Origin of the sequence: Pseudonocardia sp. Ae150A_Ps1, from assembly GCF_001932315.1 — a bacterium.
GTDB lineage: Bacteria > Actinomycetota > Actinomycetes > Mycobacteriales > Pseudonocardiaceae > Pseudonocardia.
Genome location: NZ_MCIJ01000001.1, coordinates 180,493 through 198,747 on the forward strand (window position 1 = coordinate 180,493; position 18,255 = coordinate 198,747).

Genomic DNA, 18,255 nt, shown 5'->3' on the forward strand with positions numbered 1-18,255 from the left:
CGGTCAGAGCCACAAAGACCGAGTAGCGCGCGATCAGGACGCTGTACGTCTCGACCCACCCTGGGTCAGGACTGGGTACCTGCCCGGGGCGCCGGACGGCGGCCGGCCGCGACAGTGAGCGGCGTTCCCGGACCACGACCCAGGAGGACGTCGATGACCGCCGTCGCCCACTCCACCCACATCCGCCGCGTGCTCGACGACGCCGTCGTCGAGGACCCCGAGGCCGGTGTCTACCGCGCCAACCGGCGGATCTTCACCGACGCCGACGTCTTCGAGCTCGAGATGAAGCACATCTTCGAGGGCAACTGGGTCTACCTCGCCCACACCAGCCAGCTCCCGGAGCCCGGCGACTACGTGACCACCTACATCGGCAGGCAGCCGGTGATGATCACGCGGGACCGCGACGGCGAGCTGCACTGCCTCATCAACGCCTGCGCGCACCGCGGATCGATGCTGTGCCGCCGCAAGACCGACAACCGGATGACCCTCACCTGCCCGTTCCACGGCTGGACCTTCCGCAACGACGGCACGCTGCTCAAGGTCAAGGACCCGGACGGCGCCGGCTACCCGGAGGGCTTCGGCAAGGACGGCTCGCACGACCTCACCCGGGTCGCCCGGTTCGACGAGTACCGCGGGTTCCTGTTCGGGTCGCTGAACCCGGACGTGCTGTCGCTGGACGAGCACCTCGGCGACACGACGAAGGTCATCGACATGCTCGTCGACCAGTCCCCGGAGGGGCTGGAGGTGCTGCGCGGCTCGTCGACCTACACCTACGACGGCAACTGGAAGGTGCAGGCCGAGAACGGCGCCGACGGCTACCACGTCTCCGCGCTGCACTGGAACTACGCGGCCACCACCTCGCGGCGGGGCTCCGGCGAGTCGGCGAACGACACCAAGGCGCTCGACGCCGGTGGGTGGGGGAAGTCCGGCGGCGGCTACTGGTCCTACCCGAACGGCCACCTCTGCCTGTGGATCTGGGCGGCGAACCCCGAGGACCGTCCGTTGTGGAGCTCGCTCGAGGCGCTCAAGGAGGAGTTCGGCGACGCCAAGGGCGAGTTCATGGTCAAGGGCTCCCGGAACCTGTGCCTCTACCCGAACGTCTACCTGATGGACCAGTTCTCCACCCAGATCCGGCACTTCCGGCCGATCGCGCCGGACAGGACCGAGGTGACGATCCACTGCATCGCGCCGAAGGGGGAGAGCGACGCGGCCCGCGCCCACCGGATCCGGCAGTACGAGGACTTCTTCAACGCCTCCGGCATGGCCACCCCGGACGACCTGGAGGAGTTCCGGGCCTGCCAGCTGACCTTCGAGGCGACCGCGGCCCCGTGGAACGACATGTCGCGCGGCGCGCAGCACTGGCTGACCGGCCCCGACGACGTCGCGAAGGCCCTGGACATGAACGGCGTGATCTCGGCCGGGGTCAAGAACGAGGACGAGGGCCTCTACCCGGTCCAGCACGGCTACTGGCGCGACGTGATGCGCCGCGCGATCGACGCCGAGTCGCCGCAGAGCTGACCCCCGCCGCACCCGGTCGAAGGAGCCCGAGATGACCACCCCCACCACGGAGCGTCCGAGCACGCTCATCACCCAGAACGCGATCGAGCAGTTCCTCTACCGCGAGGCGCGCCACCTCGACGACCGCGAGTTCGAGAAGTGGCTCGAGTGCTACGCCGACGACGTCGTCTACTGGATGCCCGCCTGGGACGACACCGACCGGCTCACCGAGGACCCGCAGCGCGAGATCTCGCTGATCTACTACGGCAACAAGGGCGGACTGGAGGACCGGGTCTTCCGGATCCGCACCGAGCGGTCGTCGGCCACGTCGCTGCCCGAGCCGCGGACCAGCCACAACATCTCCAACGTCGAGGTCATCGAGCGCCGCGGCGACCTGGTCGACGTCCGGTTCAACTGGCACACCATGTACTTCCGGTACAAGACGGTCGACCCGTACTACGGCACGTCGTTCTACACGATCGACTTCTCCGGGGAGACCCCGCTCATCCGCCGCAAGACCGTGGTGCTGAAGAACGACTACATCCACCACGTGGTCGACGTCTACCACTTCTGAGGGGGAGGACATGACCACGACGGAAACTCGGACGCACCGGGTGGCACTGGCCTTCGAGGACGGTGTGACCCGCTTCGTGAACTGCCGGGAGGACCAGTCGGTCGCCGACGCGTCCTACCGGTCCCGGATCAACATCCCGGTCGACTGCTCCGACGGCGCCTGCGGGACCTGCAAGGCGTTCTGCGAGTCCGGCGCGTACGACCGCGGGTCCTACATCGAGGACGCGCTGTCCGGCGACGAGGCCGACGAGGGCTACCTGCTGGCCTGCCAGGCGCGGCCACGGTCCGACCTGGTCGTGCAGATCCCGACGACCTCGGCGGTCGCGAGGACCTCCGCCGCCACCCACGACGGCCGGATCACCGCCCTCGACTGGCTCTCGCCGACGACGGTGCGGCTCACCGTCGAGGTCCGCGACCGGGCGAGGCTCGCGTTCCTGCCCGGCCAGTACGTCAACATCGCCGTGCCCGGCACGGACGTCCACCGCTCGTACTCGTTCTCCTCCGGGCCGGACGACGAGGCGCTCACCTTCCTGGTGAAGCTCACCCCGGGCGGGGTGATGTCGGACTGGCTGGAGCACCGCGCCGCCGTCGGGGACGCGGTGTCCTTCACCGGGCCGCACGGCAGCTTCTTCCTGCGCGAGTCCGACGCGCCGCTGCTCCTGCTCGCCGGGGGCACCGGCCTGGCGCCGATCCTGTCCATCCTGCGGACGCTGCGCGACCGGGGGAGCACCCGCCCGGTGCACCTCGTGTACGGGGTGACCACCGACGACGACGTCGTCGAGCTGGAGACCGTGCGCGAGCTGGCCGGGAAGACCGGTCTGACCTGGGACTACTGTGTGGCCGATCCCGCGACGTCGGCGCCGAACCAGGGGTACGTGACCGCGCTGTTCGGCCGCGACCACCTGCACGACGGCAGCGGCGCGGTGTACCTGTGCGGTCCGCCCGCGATGGTCGAGGCGGTCCGCGGGGACCTGCGCGAGCGGGAGCTGGCACCGACCGGCTTCTACTACGAGAAGTTCGCGCTGGCCGCGGTGCCGGACGGGGCCCCGGCCGCAGGGGCGGCGGTCACCGGGCCGGACCCCGCCGCCGACGCGGTCGCCACGACCACGGACCGTTCACCCGCCACCGAGTCCGCCACCGAGTCCGCCACCGCACCCGGCACCGAGGCCGCGGCCCCGCCGCAGCCGGTTCCCTCGGCGGCCGACGACCTCCTGACCCTCGACGGGCGAGAGGGCCGCGCGGTCCTCGGCCGGCCACTGACCCGGTTCGTCGAGCCGGAGCCGCTGCACACCCCGCCCCTGGCCGCCACCGCCACCCCGCAGGACGGGCTGGACGACGCCGCCGCCCTGCTCGTCGCCCCCGAGGGCGCCCGCGGGATCCAGTCGATGCCGGTGCTCCCGCCGCACGACCTCGCCCCCCTCGCCGCACCCCTCGCCGCCCCCGTCCCGGCGCCGGACCCGGCCCCGACCGGCACCGTCGCGGGCGACGGCTACGAGATCGGCGAGGAACACCCGGACATCCACTCGTCGGACGCGATCTTCGACGCCCGCCGGGCCCTCGAGCTCGGCGCCCTGGAGCTGGTGCTCGGCAGGCTGTCCGGCCGGGAGATCGCCGGGTACCGGCTGCTGGCCGAGGCGACCGTGCCCTACGTCGACCGCGAGGCGCAGCGGTTCACCGACGCGCACGCCTACACCGAGAGCAACGCCGCGTTCCACGACTACCTGTTCACCCGCACCGGCAACGACCACCTGCTCCGCGCCTACCAGGCGCTGGGCGTGAAGGGGGCGATGGCGGAGACGCTGCGGTCGGCGGTCTGGTGCCACCCGGACTGCGCGCAGGACCACCTCGACATCGTCTCCGCGATCGAGGCCGGTGACCGGTCGGAGGCGCGCCGGCTGGTGTCGGCGCACGCCCGGAACTCGCAGGCCACCATGCGGCGCGCCATGCACGACGCCGCCCGGGCCCGCCGGCCGCGGTTCGTCGCGCCGGGCCGGTTCGACGGCCTCGTCGTGCTGGTCACCGGGGCGGCGCAGGGTATCGGGGAGGCCGTCGCCCGGCGGATCGGCGCCGAGGGCGGGGCGCTCGTCCTCGCCGACCGGTCCGAGCAGGTCACGACGGTCGCCGACGAGCTCGGCGCCGAGGCGGTGACCGCGGACCTGGAGCAGTGGGAGGGTGCCGACGCCGTCGTCGCCGCCGCGCTGCGCCGGTACGGCCGGATCGACGTCGCCGTCCACACCGTCGGCGGGACGATCTGGGCCAAGCCCTACCACCACTACCCGCCGGAACAGATCCGCGCGGAGATCGACCGCTCGCTCATGCCCACCCTGTGGTGCTGCCGCGCGGTCGCCCCGCAGATGGTGGAACAGGGCGCGGGCACGATCGTCAACGTCTCCTCGGTCGCCACCCGCGGGCTCAACCGGGTGCCGTACGCGGCGGCCAAGGGCGGGGTCAACGCGATCACCTCCGCGCTCGCGGCGGAGCTGGCCCCGCACGGCGTCCGGGTGCTCGCCACCGCACCCGGCGGGACGGACGCGCCGCCCCGGCGGATCCCCCGGGGACCGGCGCCGCAGTCCGCGCAGGAGCAGGACTGGTACGCCACGATCGTCGAGCAGACCATTGAGTCGTCGCTGCTCAAGCGGTACGGCACGCTCGACGAGCAGGCCGCGGCCATCACGTTCCTGGCCTCGCCGGAGGCGTCCTACATCACCGGGACGGTGCTCCCGGTCGCCGGGGGCGACCAGGGGTGAGCGCAGCGGCCCGCCCGCCGGGCGGTGCCGGGTACGGTGCGCGCCGTGGGTGACCCCGGCGCCGGTGCGGACCCCGCCGGCCCCGGTGACGCCGCCGGCCTCGCCGGGCGGGCGGACGAGATCGCGCGGCTGCGCGGCCTGCTCACCGGGGCCGGCCCGTGCGCCGTGCTGGTCACGGGCCCGGCGGGCGCCGGCACGTCGGCGCTCGTCCGTGCCGTCGCCGACGGGCACGACGGACCGGTCCACCGGGCCCGCGGCGCGTCCTGGGAGGCGGGCCGGGCCGGCGGCGTCCTGGCCCAGCTCGTGCCTGGCGTCGCGGTGCCGGGGACGGACGCGTTCGCCGCGGCGGAGGCGGTCGCCGGCGCGTGCGGTGCCGGGGCCCGGACGCTGCTGCTCGTCGACGACGCGCACGAGGCCGACCCGTGGTCGCTGCAGGTGCTGTCCACCCTGACCGGGCACCACCCCGGGCTCGACGTGACGGTCGTGCTGGCCGCACGCCCGGCCGACGCGGGCCCCGGCGTCGCCGACCTCCTCCGGCGGGTCGCCACCACCGAGATCGCGTTGCGCCCGCTGGACGCGACCGCGGTCGGCGCGATCGCCACCGCCCACGGCGTCCCGCTCGACGTCGCCGGAGCCGACCGGCTGGCCCGGCACACCGGGGGCCGCCCCCGCCACGTGCTCGCCCTGCTGGCGGAGCTGCCCCCGCACGCCTGGTCCGACCCGCACGCCCGGCTGCCCGCCCCACCGGAGGTCGCCACGTCCGTGGCGCAGCGCCGGGCCGCGCTGTCCGGGCCCGCGCGGGCGCTCCTCGACGTGGTCGCCGTCCTGGACCGGCCCGCCGAGCCCGACGAGATCGGGGCGGTCACCGGGGACCCCGGCGCCGTCCTCGCGGCGTTGGCGGAGAGCGCGCGGGCCGGGCTCGTCGCCCGGGCGGGGAGCCGGTGGGGCCCGGCGGCGGCGCCGGCCGATCCGATGGTGCGCGCCGCCGTGCTCGACCTGCTCGGGCCCGACGTCGTCGCCGCGCTGCGCCGCCGGGCCGGCGAGTTCGTCGACGACCCGACCCGGCGGCTGACCCTGCTGGCCGGCAGCGTCCCCGGCCGCGACGACGGCCTGGCGGCCGAGCTCGACACCCGGGCCGGCGAGGAGGCCGGGGCCGGTGCATGGAGCACGGTCGCTGCGCTGCTCACCGAGGCGTCGCGACTGACGACCGAGCGCCGATTGCGCGAGGAACGCCTGGTCCGGGCGGTGGACGCGCTGGTCGGGGCGGGGGAGTGCCGGTCGGCGGAGGCACTCGTCCCGGTCGTGGAGGCCACCCGGGAGACGCCGCTGCGGGGCGCGGTGCTCGGCTACCTGGCGGTGCTGCGCGGGCAGGCCGACACCGCGTCGGCCGGGCTCGGACGGGCCTGGGAGCAGGCCGGGACCGGAGGGACCGACCGCGCCGTCGCGGCGCTCGTCGCGCAGCGCTACGTGCTGTACGCGCTGGCCCGTGGCCGGGGCGAGGAGCTGGTGACCTGGGCGGACCGCACGATCGCGCTGGCCGGCCCCGACACCCCGCACGCGGTGGAGGCGGCGGCGATCCGCGGGCTCGGACTGTCCGCCGCGGGCCGCCCCGACGAGGCCCGCGCCGCGTACGAGGCGGTGTCGGACCGGGTCCGGCACGGCGCGCAGGCCCAGCGCGTCACGATGGGCCGGGGCTGGCTGCACCTGCTGCAGGACGACCTGGGCCGGGCCCGGGCCGACCTGGAGAGCGCCGTCCCGACGACGGTGCTCGGCGGCTCGTCCCGGATCTCGCTGTGGGCGCTGGCCTGGCTCGCCCGGACCCGGTTCCTCGCCGGTGACTGGGACGGGGCGCTCCGGGCCGCCGGGCAGGGCCGCGAGCTCGCCGGACGGACCGGCATCGCCCTGGTCACGCCGCTGATCGAGTGGACGGCCGCCCAGGTGCACGCGCTGCGCGACGAGCCGGAGCGTGCGGAGCGGGCCGCACTGGCCGCGGAGGCGGGCAGCTCGGAGTACGAGGTCGCCCGGGTCCCGGCCCTGCTGGCACGCGCCCAGCTGGCCGAGGTCCGCGCCGACTACGCCGCCGTGCTGCGGGCGCTGGAGCCGCTGCACCGGTCCGCCGGCACCGGCAGCACCGACGAGCCGGGTTGGTGGCCGTGGACCGACATGTACGCGAACGCCCTGGTCGTCACCGGCGACCTCGACGCGGCCGAGGAGTTCCTGCGGCCGCACGAGCGCCGCGCCGCGGTCCGGGGCCACCGTTCGACGCTCGCCCGGCTCGGGTACGCGCGGGGCCGGCTGCTCGGTGCCCGCGGCGAGCACGACGCGGCGTGGCCGGCGTTCGAGGAGGCGTTGCGCGTGGCGGACTGGCTGCCGCACCGCTACGACCGCGCCCGCGTCCGGTTCGCCTACGGCCAGACGCTGCGGCGGGCCGGCAAGCGCCGGGACGCCGACGCGATGCTGTCGGCGTCCCGGGAGATGTGGGCGGGCCTCGGCGCGACGGTCTACGTGCGGCGCTGCGACCGGGAGCTCAAGGCGGGCGGGGTGCACGCGGGCGCCCGCGCCGAGCGGGGACCCGCCGACCTGACGCCGCAGGAGCGGGCGGTCGCCGACCTCGTCACCGGGGGACGCACGAACCGGGAGGCGGCGGCCGAGCTGCAGGTGTCGGTCAAGACCGTCCAGTACCACCTGACCCGCATCTACGCCAAGGTCGGCGTGCGGTCCAGGGCGGAGCTGGCGGGGCGCCTCAGCGGCGGATGAGCGCGGGCCGACCGGCGGCGCGGCGGTGGTGCAGCACGACCAGCGGGCGGACGGAGAGCGCGGCCGCGGCGAGCAGCAGCGTCACCGGGGCGGGGGCGGTGGTCACCGAGACGATCGTGGCGGCGGCGAGCAGCACCATCAGCAGCCCGGCCAGGAGGACCGGGCGCAGTGCGACCCGGCCTGCCGTCCGGTCGGGCGACGGGGCGGCACGGAACATGCTGACCACCTCCTGATCGACGCGCCTGATCGACGCGGTGTGCACGTCCCGAACAGCGAAGTTCGGTCCGGCTAACTCTACGCCTCGTCGTGCCTGTCGCAAGGGGCGGGCGGCTCCGGCTCGCGACGATCACCGGCGTCACCTATCGTGCCCGGCACGTCACACCTGGTCGTGTGACGAGTACCGCAACGGGGGGTGGCGAGTGACGGCTGGACCGGTCGTGGACGACCCGTCGTCACACGTGCTCACCGTTCCGGTGAGCGACGAGCAGCTCTGCGAGTCGGTGTCGGAGTTCCTCACGACCGGGCTGGCCCGGGGCGAGCGCGTCGCCTACTTCGACGACGACACCGCCGACGGCGTGCTCGCCCGGATGGACGAGGACGGCGTCGACGTCCGCGGGCCGCTGCGCAGCGGGCAGTTCCAGCTCGTGCCCGGCGAGTTCACCCGGGCCGCACTGCTCGCCCCGCTCGACGAGCTCGGCGGCGTGCTGGAGCACAACATGCAGGCCGCCGTCGACGACGGCTGGGCGGGCCTGCGGTTCACCGGCCAGATGGACCACGGCCTGCGCCGCCCGGGCGGGCAGGCGCTCGACGAGTACGACCGCGTCCTCGCCGACGCGGTCCGGGGCCGTCCGGTGCACGCGCTGTGCGTCTACGACCACCTCCGCTACCCCGACGACCTGATCGCCCACATGCGCTCGGTGCACGACGCCGAGATCGGCGGGACCCCGCTGCTGGACGACACGCTGCTGCGGATCACCGAGCTCGGCCCGGCGCACCTGCGCCTCGCCGGCGAGGTCGACCACGGCAACCGGCCGCAGGTTCGCCGGGTGCTGGGCCGGGTCCTGGACCGGATGGTGCGCGGCGAGATCGAGGCCGACACCGTCGTCGCCGATCTCGGGTCGCTGCGCTTCTGCGACGTCGCCGCCGCGGTCAGCGTGGTGCACGCGGCCGAGGAACTCCCGGCGACGCTGCGGCTGCGCCTGGAGAACGTCCGGCCCGGGGTGGCGCGGCTGCTCGACCGGTGCGGTGCGGGCTTCGCGAGCCGGCTCGACGTCGGGATCGGGGAGCGTAGCCCGCTCCGCACCGCCGACGCCCTCGAACTGGCGGGCGGGGCGCCGGGATGAGCGGTCTGCGGCACGTCCTGTGCTGGTACTCCGGTGAGGAGGACCTGCACGCGCGGCTCGGTGACACGGTGCTGGCCACCCTGCGCGGCGGCGGCTCGGTGGCCGTGGAGCTGCGGCCGTCGACCGAGGTGGCGTTGCGCGGGCGGGTCGCCGCCGAGCTGGGCGCCGACGCCGTCGCCGGGCTCCTCCGGTTGCCCCGCGACACCGGTCCGGACGGCCCGTCCGGTCAGACCCAGGTGGCCCGGGCGGCGCGGGTCCTGCGCGAGCGGGTGGTCGAGACCGGCCCGGTCACCGTGGTGTCCGAGCACGCTGCCGGTCACGCCGGCCCCGGCGGCGCCTACTGGACCGAGGTCGAGGCCGCCGCCGAGGTCGCGCTGGCCGACCTGCCGGTGCAGCTGCTCTGCTGGTTCCCGCAGGAGGTCGCGGCGCCGGTCGCCGCGGCGGCCAGGGCCGCGCACCCGCTCGAGGACCGCGACGGCGCCGTCGTCGGGTCGTCCGCGCACCGGGACCCGCGGAGCCTGCTCACCGACCGTCCCGCCCCCGTCCCGGCCGAGATGGGACCGCCGGTGACGGACCTGCCGTTCGACGCGGTCCGGCTGCGCGAGGTCCGGTCCGCCGTCGACGGGGCCCTGCGCGGGCAGGGGTTCCCGCAGGCACGCTCGGAGGACGTGACCGTCGCCGTCAACGAGATCGCCACCAACGCGGTGCACCACGGGCCCGGCACCGCCCGGCTGATGATCTGGACGCCGCCCGGCGAGGTCGTCTGCGAGGTGCACGACACGGGCCGGCTCGACGACCCGCTCCCCGGCCTCGCACCGCCCGACCCGCGCGCGCCGCACGGCCGCGGGATCTGGATCGCCCGCCAGCTCTGCGACCTGCTGCACGTCTGGAGCGACGACGGCGGCACGCACGTCCGGGTCCGCGCCGCGGCCTAAGCCGCACCCCGGTCAGCGGGTGTCGAGCACCCGGAACGACTCGACCAGCGCGCCGTGCGGGAACCCGGCGGCCCTGGCCTGCGACCCGGCCCACCGGGCGATCATGTCGTCCAGCTCGGTCATGTGCGCGGTCTGGCTCTCGTGCGCGCGCAGCGCCGCGATCTTGCGATCGACCGTGGCGGTGATGTCGACATGGACGTCGACGCGCCGCGCCGACGCCGCGTCGTCCGACCCGCCGCCCAGCACCCACACCTCCGGCACCGTGTGCGCCTCGAACCCGTCGGCGGCCAGCTCCGGGAACGCGTAGGGGTTCCGCGCGTCCGGGTACACCGCGCACATCGACGCCTCACCGGTCGCGGTGTGGTCGGGGTGGCTGCCGTACATGTTCCCGAGGTCACGGACCGGCGGCTGCACGACGACGCGGTCCGGGCGGGTCCGCCGGATCACCCGCGCCAGGTCGCGGCGCAGCTCCAGGGTGACGGTGAGCCGTCCGTCGGGGTAGCCGAGGAACACCAGGTCGGTGACGCCGACGGCGGCCGCCGCCTTGCGCTGCTCGGCCTGCCGGATCCCGGCGATGTCGGAGCGGGCGACGTCGGGGTCGAACCCGCCTGCGTCGCCGTCGGTGACCAGGCAGTAGGTCACCGCGACACCGGCGTCGGTCCAGACGGCGACCGTGCCGCTGCACGAGAAGTCGATGTCGTCGGGATGGGCGGCGATCACCAGGGCGCGTTCGATCCGGGTGTGGCTGCGGTCGTCGGTGGCGGTGCGCTGCTCGTCGTCGGTCACCCCGACATGATCGGGCACACGGCGCCGGGCGGCACCGCGGATCCCTGCCGCGGGTGCGGCGCGCCGGAGAAACGGGCGGCGGACCGGGCGCCGGCGCGGCAGGGTGGGGTCGTGCTCCCCTCGATCACCACGCCGGTCGACGCCGGCCTACTCCACGGCGCCCTCGACTCCACGCCCGGCCCGGCCGGGCTGGTCCCGCACCGCCTGCCCCCGGCCGCGCGGGCCCGGAACACCGATCCGCAGCTGGCCGGTGCCGAGTCCCAGCCGTCCGGGGTCCGGGTGGTGTTCCGGACCGCCGCGACCGTCGTCGAGCTGGAGACGGTGCGCACCCGGGTGGGGCTGGCCGGTGCGCCGTTGCGTCCGGATGGGGCCTACGACCTGCTGGTCGACGGGGTCCCCGCCGGCTCCGCGCCGACCACCGGCGGGCGGCTGCACATGATCGACCCCGCGACGGGTGCGGCGGAAACGACCGACGGCCCGCCCGGCACCGTCCGGTTCCCGCTGCCCGGCCGGCCGGCGCTGGTCGAGATCTGGCTGCCGCACAACGAGATGACCGAGGTCGTCGCGCTGCGCACCGACGCCCCGGTCACGGCGGTGCCCGCGGGGGACCGGCCGGTGTGGCTGCATCACGGCAGCTCCATCAGCCAGGGCTCGAACGCCGCCGGGGCGAGCACGACCTGGCCGGCGCTGGCGGCGCGCTCCGCGGGCGTCGAGCTGCTGAACCTAGGGTTCTCCGGGGCGTGCCTGCTCGACCCGTTCGTCGCCAGGGCGATCCGCGACACCCCGGCCGACCTGATCAGCGTCAAGATCGGCATCAACGTGGTCGGCGCGGACCTGATGCGGGTGCGTGCGTTCGGCCCCGCGGTGCACGGGTTCCTCGACACGATCCGCGACGGCCACCCGGACACTCCGCTGCTGGTCGTCTCGCCGGTGCTGTGCCCGATCCACGAGGAGACCCCGGGCCCGCTGGCACCGGACGTCACCGACGGCACGCTGCGGTTCCGTGCCACCGGCGACCCGGCCGACGTCGCCGCGGGCCGGCTGACCCTGCAGGTGGTCCGGGAGCAGCTGGCCGGTCTGGTCGCGGCCCGGGTGCCCGAGGACCCGAACCTCGGCCACCTCGACGGCCGCGAGCTGTACGGCGAGGCCGACGCCACCGAGCTGCCGCTGCCCGACCGCCTGCACCCCGACGCCGCGACGCACGAACGGATGGGGGAGCGGTTCGCCCGGGCCGTGTTCGGCCCGGGCGGCGCGTTCGCCCCGGTCTAGTTGATCTGGTCGACCTGGTTCTGGAACCGGTCCTCGAGCTCCCGCACACACTGGTCGACCGCGGACTGGTCCCCACCGGACTGCTGCACGCACTGCATCAGCTGGCCCTGGTCCACGCTGTTGAACACGTTGAACGAGAACACGAGCAGCACGGCCACGACGATCGCGAGCAGCAGCCCGACGATGCCGAGCACGAGCCCGGTGATCGCGACCCCGCGGTTGTTCGCGACGCCCTTCGACGCGCGGACGATGCCGAGGATGCCCAGCCCGATCGCCACGAGGCCGAGCAGCCCGCCGATCAGGAAGATGCCGCTGAGCACGGCGAGGATGCCGAGCACCAGCGCGGCGATCCCGACGCCGTTGCGCGGAGGGGCGGCCGGTCCGCCCGGGCCGTAGCCGGGCCCCGGTCCGTAGGCCGTCCGGTCCGGGTACGCGCCGTGCTCGGCGTACCCCTGCCCGTACTGCTGCCGGCCGTACTGCTCGGTGGGTTGCTCGGACGCTCCCTGCTGCTGCGGGTCCTGCGGGTCGCCCGGCTGACCCGGGTACGGCGGTGGGCTGCTCACGGAGGTCCTTCCCGACCGGCCCCGGGCGGGAGGCACCCTGCCCGGGCCGTGCTGCTGACGGTGTTGCGGGCGATGATCCCGGCAGCCGGGGGCCGGGTCCAGGACAAACGCCCTCCGGCGCGCCTGCGCCCTGCACCGGACGGTGGTGGGATGCCCCTCGTGAGCGGAATCGACGAGATCGAGGAGTGGACCCGGGCGCAGCGCCGGGTGATCGACCTGGTGCGGGACCTGCCCCCGTCCCGGTCGGAGCAGCGGGTCCCGGCGTGCCCGGACTGGACGGTGCGGGACCTGCTCTCGCACATGGTCGGCCTGGGGGCGGACGTCGTGCGCGGCGACGAGCCCGACGACCACAACGAGGCGTGGACGGCCCGCCAGGTGGCGCAGCGCCGTGACCACGACGTCGCGACGCTGGTCGCCGAGTGGGAGTCGCTGACCGGGCCGGTGCGGGAGTGGATGGCGGCGCACACGACCCGCCCGCTCGGCGACGTGATCATCCACGAGCAGGACCTGCGCGGCGCGCTCGGGGAGCCGGGCGCCCAGCACACCCCCGGTCTGCACGCGCTGCGCGAGAAGTTCGCCGGCCGCTTCGGGGGCGGGGTCGGTGACCTCCCGCCGATCGCGCTGATCGGTGACGGCTGGTGCTGGGTCTCCCGCGGCGACGAGACGGATGCGGCGGTCGCGATCCGCACGACCGACTTCGAGCTGGCGAGGGCCCTGGTCACCCACCGGTCCGCGGCGCAGCTGCGCTCCTGGACCGAGCGCGGCGACGTCGAGCCGTACCTCGGCGCGTTCGCCCTGCTCGGGTCGCTCCCGGACCGGGACCTGACCGAGTCCTGACCGAACCCTGACCCGCGCCACCCCGCCCCGCCGGCTCCGCGCCGCTCGTGCCGCTCGTGCCGCGCCGCGCCGTGCCGCTCGTGCCACGCCGCGCCGCGCGCGCCCCGCGCCACGCGTCCGCCCCTCGCCGAGATGCAGCTCAGCGCGAATTGTCGATCATCCGACGACGCTGAGCTGCATCTCGGCGAGATCCTGCGTTCCGCGGAACGCGACACGGAGGGGCGTGTCAGGACCGTGACGTGACACGATCCTGACACGGGGTCCAGACTGTGCGGTGTGAGCGTGCACCCCACCCACCCCGTCCCCGCGCTCGACGACGCGCTGACCGGGCGCGCCGTCGAGCGCGTGCGCCGCTGGACCGAGCGCACCGGCACCGATCCCGTGGGCCACGGCCGGTCGGCGTCCCCGGACCCGACGGCGCGGCTGGCCGCCCTGATGCACGACCCCGCCGGGGTCGACTTCACGCTGCGCTTCGTGGACCGGGTCGCCCGCCCGGCCGACGACCGGGTCGCCGCCCGCGAGCTGGCCCGGCTCGCCGGAGCCGGGGCGGACCTGCCGTCGTTCGTCGGAGGGCTCGACCGGCTGCTGCTGCGCGCCGGCGGCCGGCTGGCGACGGCGCTGCCGCACGTCGTCGTCCCCGCCGCGCGGGTGCGGCTGCGCAGTCTGGTCGGGCACCTCGTCGTCGACGCGGGCGGGCGGTCCCTGGCGGGACGGCTCGCGGCCGCCGAGGCGGACGGGCACCGGCTCAACCTGAACCTGCTCGGCGAGGCGGTGCTCGGCGAGGCCGAGGCCGACCGGCGCCTCGAGCGGACCATCGCCCTGCTGCGCCGCCCGGGGGTCGACCACGTGTCGGTGAAGGCGTCGTCGGTCGCGTCCCAGCTGGTCCCCTGGGACCTGGCGGGGAGCCGGGACCGGCTCGTGCAGCGGCTGCTGCCGCTCTACCGCGCGGCCCGCGACCACGGCGTCTTCGTGAACCTCGACATGGAGGAGTACAAGGACCTCCACCTGACCGTCGCGCTGTTCACGACGCTGCTGTCCCGCCCGGAGTTCCGCGACCTGCCCGCCGGGATCGTGCTGCAGGCCTACCTGCCCGACTCGGTCGCCGCGCTCGACGAGCTGGGGGAGTTCGCGGCCCGCCGCGCCGCCGGTGGCGGGGCACCGGTCAAGGTGCGCCTCGTGAAGGGCGCGAACCTCGCCATGGAGCGGGTCGACGCCGGCGTCCACGACTGGGCGCAGGCGCCGTACGGGACGAAGGCCGAGGTCGACGCCAACTACGTCCGGCTGCTCGACCGCGCGATCGGCGGGCACCGGGTCCCGGGCGGCGCCGCGGCCGGGGGACGGCACCCGCTGCGCCTGGGCGTCGCGTCGCACCACCTGCACCACGTGGCCCTCGCGCTCGAGCTGGCCGACGCCCGCGGCGCCCGCGCCCAGCTCGACCTGGAGATGCTGCAGGGCATGGCCCCGGCGTTCGCCCGCGCCGTCGCGGGGGACCTGCCGGAGTCCGGGCCGGGGTCGAAGCTGGTGCTCTACACACCCGTCGTGCACCGCGGCGACTTCGACACCGCGGTGTCGTACCTGGTCCGGAGGCTCGAGGAGAACGCGTCACCGGAGGGCTACCTCTACGCGCTGTTCTCCCCGGACGCCGGCCCGGCGTCGTACCGGGACCGGTTCCTCGCCTCGGTCCGCGACCGCGACACGGTCGCCGACACCCCGCGCCGCACCCAGGACCGGACGGTGGAGGCCCCCGTCGGGAAGGACGGGCCGGTGGGCGACGCACCCGTCCCACCGGGCTTCCGGAACGAGCCCGACACCGACCCGTCCCTGCCCGCGAACCGGGTGTGGGCCCGGCAGGCCGCCACGACCGCGGCCGGCGGTGCCGTCGCGGTGCCGCGGGTCCCGGTCGTCACCGACCCCGGCGAGGTCGACGCCGCCGTGCGCCGGGCCGCGGCCTCCGGCTGGCGCGACGTGCCCGCCGCGGAGCGGGCCGCGGTCCTGCGCCGCGCCGCACGGGCACTGGCCGCCGCCCGCGGGACGCTGCTCGCCGTCATGATCGCCGAGGGCGGCAAGACCGTCGCCGAGGCCGCCCCCGAGATCTCCGAGGCCGTCGACTTCGCCGCGTACTACGCCGAGCGCGCCGCCGAGCTCGCCGGTGCCCCCTTCACCCCGGACCGGGTCGTCGCGGTGACCCCGCCGTGGAACTTCCCGGTCGCGATCCCGCTCGGTGGTTGCCTGGCGGCGCTGGCGGCGGGCGCGCCCGTCCTGCTCAAGCCCGCCCCGCAGGTGCGGGCGTGCGCCGAGGCCGGGGTCGCCGCGCTGCACCGCGGCGGTGTCCCGGCCGACGCACTGCAGCTGCTCCCGGCCGACGAGGGCGACGCGGGACGGCGGCTGGTCACCCACCCCGGGGTCGACCGGGTGGTCCTGACCGGCGCGTCCGAGACGGCCGCCCTCTTCCGGTCGTGGCGGCCGGACCTGAACCTGGTCGCCGAGACCAGCGGCAAGAACGCGCTGGTGATCACCCCGGCGGCCGACCCCGACCTGGCCGTCGCCGATCTCGTCCGCTCCGCGTTCGGGCACGCCGGGCAGAAGTGCTCGGCGGCCTCGCTGGGGATCCTGGTGGGCCCGGCCGCGACCGGCTCGGCGACGGGGCGACGGCTGCGCCGCCAGCTCGTCGACGCCGTCCGGAGCCTGCACGTCGGCCCCGGGACCGACCTCGGCTCGACGACGGGGCCGCTCGTCGACGAGCCGTCGGAGAAGCTGCACCGTGCGCTGACGACGCTGGAGCCGGGGGAGCGGTGGCTGGTCGCGCCGCGGCGGCTCGGCGAGCGCCTGTGGTCCCCGGGTGTCCGGGCCTGGGTGGCGCCGGGCAGCTGGTTCCACCGCACCGAGTGCTTCGGCCCGGTGCTCGGCCTCATGGCGGCCCGTGACCTCGACGAGGCCATCGCGTTCCAGAACGGCACCGGCTTCGGTCTCACCGGCGGCATCCACTCCCTGGACGAGGACGAGATCGCGCACTGGTGTGCCCGCGCCGAGGTCGGCAACGCCTACGTGAACCGGCACATCACGGGCGCGGTCGTGCAGCGGCAGTCGTTCGGCGGGTGGAAGGGGTCGGTGCTCGGCCCGGGTGCGAAGCCGGGCGGGCCGAACTACGTCGCCCAGTTCGGGACCTGGCACGACGGCCCCGCGCCGGCCCCGGCCGAGGCGCATGCCGGGGACGCGACGCCCGGGCGGGCGGCCCGGCGGGTGCTCGCCGCGGCGTCCGGCCTGGACCCGGCGGAGCGGGACCGGCTGCGTCGTGCGGCCGCGTCGGACGCCGTCGCCTGGCGGGACGAGTTCGCCGTGGAGCACGACCCGACCGGTCTGGCCGCCGAGTCGAACGTGTTCCGCTACCGGCCGCTGCCCGCGCTCACCGTCTGGGCGGGCGCCGGCACCACCCGCGCCGACGTCCTGCGGGTGCTGCTCGCCGCGGCGACGGCGGGTGTCCCGGTACGGCTGCACGGGCCCGCCGTCCCGGGCGGTCCGCTGCCCGGCGGCGTCCACGACGGGCAGCACCTGGAACCCGTTCCCGGCGAGCGGATCCGCGCGCTCGGCGAGGTGCCCGCCGCGCTGCGCGGCGCTGCGGCAGGGGCCGGGGCGTCGATCGTGGACGCCCCGGTGCTCACCGACGGGCGCCGCGAGCTGCTCACCGTCCTGCGTGAGCAGGCGATCAGCCGCACCCGGCACCGGTTCGGCCACATCGAACGCCGCTGATCCGGGCCGGGCGCTCCCTGCGGGCCCGCACCGGGGTTACGGTCGTTGCATGGTGCTGCGAGCGCGGGACGTCATGACCGAACGTGTCGTCACCGTGTGGGCCGACGCACCCCTGTCCCGCGCCCAGGAGCGGATGGCGGAGGCCCGCTTCTCCGCCCTGCCCGTGGTCGACCGGCGGTTCTCGCTGGTCGGCGTGATCAGCCTCGTCGACGTCCTGCGGCACCGGGACGATCCGAACGCGACGGTCGGTGACGCCATGACCGAGCAGGTCGTGACCGTGCAGGCCACCACCTCGGTGTCCATCGTGGCGCACCGGATGCGGGTCTACGGCGAGCTGCGCCTGGTCCCCGTCGTCCAGCGGGGCGGGCTGCTCGGGGTGATCACCCGCAGCGACCTGCTGCGGGCCCGCCGCGAGGGCGGGATGTTCCGGAAGGCGGCCCGCCTGTTCGGCGGCGCCGGGATCAGCGGCCCGCTGCCCGAGGCGATGGCACCCCGGGGCGCGGGCCGGGTCGGCGGGCGGCCGGTCTCCTCGCTGCGGGTCTCCGACGTCATGACCGACGGCGGGCTGGTCGCCGTCCCGCCCGGCCTCGCGCTCGACGAGGCCGCCGAGGTGCTGCTGTCCTACCGGTACACCGCCGTCCCGGTCGTGGACGACGACGACCGGTTGCTCGGCGTCGTCTCCGAGGCCGATCTGATGGCGGGCTCCACCTACGGCGGGCGCCGCACCCGGGCCAGCACGGTCGCCGGGGTGATGACCTACGACGTCGAGACCGTGCACCCCGGCGACCCGCTGGCGGACGCCGAGCAGCTGCTCGCCGAGCGCGGCTTCCGGGTGATCCCGGTCGTCGACGACGACGGCGTCCTGGTCGGTGTGATCAGCCGCAGCGACCTGCTCTGACCGCTCAGCCGGCCGGGAGCGGCGCCGTGGGCACCGTGGGCGCCGCGGGGGCGCGGACGTCGTGGCACTTCTCCGCGGCGTCGGCGACGGTCAGCGAGAACGCGGCCGGGTCCTGCAGCGCCTGCTGCGGCAGGGCCGTCAGGTCGAGGTACTGCTGTACGCACGCGAGCTGCGCACGCTCGTCGGCCGGGGTGAGCGGCGGGTCGGGCGGGGCCGGCTGGGCGGCGGCGATCCCGGCACCCGCGGCCCCGAGGCCGAGGACGAGCACGGTGACGGTCACGGCGCGGACGAGACTCTGCACGG

The 18,255-nt window shown here is 75.7% G+C and carries 14 protein-coding genes; 10 read left to right on the plus strand and 4 right to left on the minus strand.

The window, feature by feature from the left end:
- Nucleotides 1-153 precede the first annotated feature (153 nt).
- The 4 genes from benA to Ae150APs1_RS34140 are packed head-to-tail and all read left to right on the plus strand — an operon-like array spanning nt 154 to nt 7,574.
- Entirely contained in the window at nt 154-1,518 is a 1,365-nt protein-coding gene (gene benA / locus Ae150APs1_RS00755; RefSeq protein ID WP_075295077.1) for a benzoate 1,2-dioxygenase large subunit, read from the plus strand.
- Nucleotides 1,519-1,549: 31 nt separating this feature from the next.
- A complete protein-coding gene (gene benB, locus Ae150APs1_RS00760; RefSeq protein WP_060572157.1) occupies nt 1,550-2,071 on the plus strand; it encodes a benzoate 1,2-dioxygenase small subunit in 522 nt (173 codons plus the stop codon).
- Between the two features lie 10 nt (nt 2,072-2,081).
- Nucleotides 2,082-4,817: a benzoate 1,2-dioxygenase electron transfer component BenC gene (gene benC / locus Ae150APs1_RS00765; RefSeq protein ID WP_075295078.1), complete on the plus strand. Its 2,736-nt coding sequence runs from the start codon at nt 2,082-2,084 to the stop codon at nt 4,815-4,817.
- Nucleotides 4,818-4,862: 45 nt separating this feature from the next.
- A complete protein-coding gene (locus Ae150APs1_RS34140; RefSeq protein ID WP_139316766.1) occupies nt 4,863-7,574 on the plus strand; it encodes a LuxR C-terminal-related transcriptional regulator in 2,712 nt (903 codons plus the stop codon).
- On the opposite strand, the gene Ae150APs1_RS00775 is transcribed toward Ae150APs1_RS34140, so the two are convergent.
- Nucleotides 7,561-7,791 (minus strand): hypothetical protein, encoded by a 231-nt coding sequence (locus tag Ae150APs1_RS00775; RefSeq protein WP_083703806.1) that lies wholly within the window; start codon nt 7,789-7,791, stop codon nt 7,561-7,563. The two genes, Ae150APs1_RS34140 and Ae150APs1_RS00775, sit on opposite strands and share 14 nt — an antisense overlap.
- Before the next feature lie 241 nt (nt 7,792-8,032).
- Here Ae150APs1_RS00775 and Ae150APs1_RS00780 point away from each other — a divergent pair, with 241 nt between their 5' ends.
- Nucleotides 8,033-8,917 (plus strand): MEDS domain-containing protein, encoded by an 885-nt coding sequence (locus tag Ae150APs1_RS00780; RefSeq protein ID WP_256385604.1) that lies wholly within the window; start codon nt 8,033-8,035, stop codon nt 8,915-8,917.
- Complete coding sequence (locus tag Ae150APs1_RS00785) at nt 8,914-9,852, plus strand: ATP-binding protein (RefSeq protein WP_075295081.1); 939 nt, start codon at nt 8,914-8,916, stop codon at nt 9,850-9,852. Before Ae150APs1_RS00780 ends, Ae150APs1_RS00785 begins: the two co-directional genes overlap by 4 nt.
- A 12-nt stretch (nt 9,853-9,864) precedes the next feature.
- Here Ae150APs1_RS00785 and Ae150APs1_RS00790 read toward each other — a convergent pair whose 3' ends face one another.
- Nucleotides 9,865-10,638 (minus strand): PIG-L deacetylase family protein, encoded by a 774-nt coding sequence (locus Ae150APs1_RS00790; protein ID WP_249266164.1) that lies wholly within the window; start codon nt 10,636-10,638, stop codon nt 9,865-9,867.
- Between the two features lie 111 nt (nt 10,639-10,749).
- Between Ae150APs1_RS00790 and Ae150APs1_RS00795 the strand changes: the two genes are divergently transcribed.
- Nucleotides 10,750-11,907, plus strand: coding sequence for an SGNH/GDSL hydrolase family protein (locus Ae150APs1_RS00795; RefSeq protein ID WP_075301532.1), 1,158 nt, complete (start codon nt 10,750-10,752; stop codon nt 11,905-11,907).
- Here the strand turns inward: Ae150APs1_RS00795 and Ae150APs1_RS00800 are convergent.
- The gene (locus tag Ae150APs1_RS00800; RefSeq protein WP_075295082.1) at nt 11,904-12,470 is read right to left on the minus strand and encodes a DUF4190 domain-containing protein; all 567 of its coding nucleotides are present in this window, start codon (nt 12,468-12,470) and stop codon (nt 11,904-11,906) included. The two genes, Ae150APs1_RS00795 and Ae150APs1_RS00800, sit on opposite strands and share 4 nt — an antisense overlap.
- 150 nt (nt 12,471-12,620) lie before the next feature.
- Here Ae150APs1_RS00800 and Ae150APs1_RS00805 point away from each other — a divergent pair, with 150 nt between their 5' ends.
- The 3 genes from Ae150APs1_RS00805 (at nt 12,621) to Ae150APs1_RS00815 (ending at nt 17,952) form a co-directional block, all read left to right on the plus strand.
- Complete coding sequence (locus Ae150APs1_RS00805) at nt 12,621-13,307, plus strand: maleylpyruvate isomerase N-terminal domain-containing protein (RefSeq protein ID WP_075295083.1); 687 nt, start codon at nt 12,621-12,623, stop codon at nt 13,305-13,307.
- A 276-nt stretch (nt 13,308-13,583) separates the two neighbouring features.
- The gene (locus tag Ae150APs1_RS00810) at nt 13,584-17,054 is read left to right on the plus strand and encodes a bifunctional proline dehydrogenase/L-glutamate gamma-semialdehyde dehydrogenase (protein ID WP_075295084.1); all 3,471 of its coding nucleotides are present in this window, start codon (nt 13,584-13,586) and stop codon (nt 17,052-17,054) included.
- A gap of 49 nt (nt 17,055-17,103) precedes the next feature.
- Entirely contained in the window at nt 17,104-17,952 is an 849-nt protein-coding gene (locus Ae150APs1_RS00815) for a CBS domain-containing protein (RefSeq protein WP_010236938.1), read from the plus strand.
- A gap of 4 nt (nt 17,953-17,956) precedes the next feature.
- Here Ae150APs1_RS00815 and Ae150APs1_RS00820 read toward each other — a convergent pair whose 3' ends face one another.
- The gene (locus Ae150APs1_RS00820) at nt 17,957-18,253 is read right to left on the minus strand and encodes a hypothetical protein (RefSeq protein ID WP_075295086.1); all 297 of its coding nucleotides are present in this window, start codon (nt 18,251-18,253) and stop codon (nt 17,957-17,959) included.
- Between the last annotated feature and the right edge of the window lie 2 nt (nt 18,254-18,255).